Source organism: Jatrophihabitans sp. (assembly GCF_036389215.1).
In the GTDB taxonomy this organism is placed as follows: domain Bacteria; phylum Actinomycetota; class Actinomycetes; order Mycobacteriales; family Jatrophihabitantaceae; genus Jatrophihabitans_A.
This window is the reverse complement of record NZ_DASVQG010000276.1, coordinates 1-1,514: the sequence shown is the minus strand read 5'-3', so window position 1 is coordinate 1,514 and position 1,514 is coordinate 1. Positions and strand designations below refer to the sequence as shown.

2 protein-coding genes and 1 pseudogene are annotated in these 1,514 nt (G+C 69.4%); 1 reads left to right on the top strand and 2 read right to left on the bottom strand.

Annotated features, from left to right (window positions below; all coding sequences use genetic code 11):
• Positions 1 to 139 (top strand): annotated as a pseudogene (locus VF542_RS15490) (IS481 family transposase); the annotation flags it as partial.
• A 65-nt stretch (positions 140 to 204) separates the two neighbouring features.
• Here the strand turns inward: VF542_RS15490 and VF542_RS15485 are convergent.
• Both VF542_RS15485 and VF542_RS15480 read right to left on the bottom strand, forming a co-directional pair.
• Positions 205 to 606: an SRPBCC family protein gene (locus VF542_RS15485; protein ID WP_408652596.1), complete on the bottom strand. Its 402-nt coding sequence runs from the start codon at positions 604 to 606 to the stop codon at positions 205 to 207.
• Positions 606 to 1,346: an SDR family oxidoreductase gene (locus tag VF542_RS15480; protein WP_408652595.1), complete on the bottom strand. Its 741-nt coding sequence runs from the start codon at positions 1,344 to 1,346 to the stop codon at positions 606 to 608. The genes VF542_RS15485 and VF542_RS15480 overlap by 1 nt, the downstream gene beginning before the upstream one ends.
• Positions 1,347 to 1,514 lie beyond the last annotated feature (168 nt).

Below are 1,514 nucleotides of genomic sequence, written 5' to 3'. Positions count from 1 at the left end.
GCGCCTCTACACCTCAGAACGAACCCGCCGAACAGCCTTGACACCCTGGCTCCACCACTACAACCATCACCGCCGACACACCGCAATCGGCGGCCCACCCATCAGCCGCTGCACCAACGTCTCCGAGCAGTACAGCTAGCCCTGCCCCGGGTACTTCACGCCACCCGGGGGTTCGGTCCTCGTCGATAACGCGGTCGCGGGGCCTCAGCCGGATTCGACCTGCGATTTGAGACGGTCCACCCGTTGCCGTGCGACGGTGGCGAATGCTCCGCGTAATACGGCAGCCAACATGCCCCGGTGCCGGAAGCCGTGCTCGACCACGGTCTCGCCCCCCTCGGCTCGCAGGCTCCAGTAGTTGGTTTCGGACAGGCCTGGAACTTCCCAGGTTGCCTCGACACGCAGCGGACCCGCCTCGGTGTAGCGGTATGTCCCCGCCAGTCCGCCGCGTACCCGGATCGGGTGGCTGCCCGGCGTGCCGGGCGAAGCCGGCGCCACCGTCAGGAACGCCGGGTTCCAGTCCGGCAGCCGCTCGGCGTCCAGCAGGACGTCGAGCACTGCGGCTGCCGGCGCCTGAATCCGTACCGTGGCGGTCATCAGGTCATTCATCAGAATCGCACTCCTCCGTCGGCCCGCACGGTCGTGGCGTTGATGTAGTTGGCTGCCGGTGACGCCAGGAAGGCGGCGATCCGTGCCATATCGCGAGGCTGCGCCGCCCCGAGTAGAACCCGAGACAGCTTGGCCTGCTGATCCTGTTCGCCCAGCCGGGCGCCCAGCCCGACGTCGATCAGGCCCGCGGCCAGCACGCAGCTCTGGATGCCGTACCGCGCGTATTCCTGGCTGATGCTGCGCGACAGGCCGTCGAGTCCCGCCTTGCTCGCCGCGTAGCTGGCCTGGCCGGCGTTTCCGAGCACGGCGGAGATGGAGGAGATGTAGACCAGGCGGCCGCGGCGAGCACGCATCATGGCGCGGACCGCGTGCTTGGACAGCAGGAACGCACCTCCCAGGTTGACCCGTTGCACGTCCTCCCACTCCTCGATGGTGGTTCGGACCAGCAAGCTGTCTCGGGAGATCGCCGCGTTGTGCAGGATCGCCGTCGGACCGCCGAGCCGCGCGGCCTGCGCGATCAGCCGGACGCTGGTCTCCTCCTCACCGATGTCTCCGACGACCGGCCAGACCTGACCGGGCCACTTCTCGGCGAGCAATTCCAGCGGAGCCGGGTCCCCGCTGCATCCGGCGACCACCTGGGCGCCTCGTTCGAGCAGTTCCAGCGTGATCTCGTGACCCAGGCCGCGCGCGGCGCCGGTGACCACCATGACTTCCTCGGCCAGGTCCGGTGCCCGGTTCATGACACCGCCGGAGTGTTGAACAGCCAGTCCGCGACTCGGCGAAGCTCACCCGCGCCCAGCTGCCCCTGGCGAGTTCGCCGGGCGAACCTGAGCCGGCTGCCGGGGTCGGCGGGCTCCTCGACGATGACCGCCGGCTGCAGTGCCGCCGGAGTCCGCCGCACCAGCGCC

Coding starts and splice junctions, on each gene's coding strand:
- VF542_RS15485 (WP_408652596.1), bottom strand. CDS start 606: ATGAATGACCTGATGACCGCCACGGTACGGATTCAGGCGCCGGCAGCC.
- VF542_RS15480 (WP_408652595.1), bottom strand. CDS start 1,346: ATGAACCGGGCACCGGACCTGGCCGAGGAAGTCATGGTGGTCACCGGC.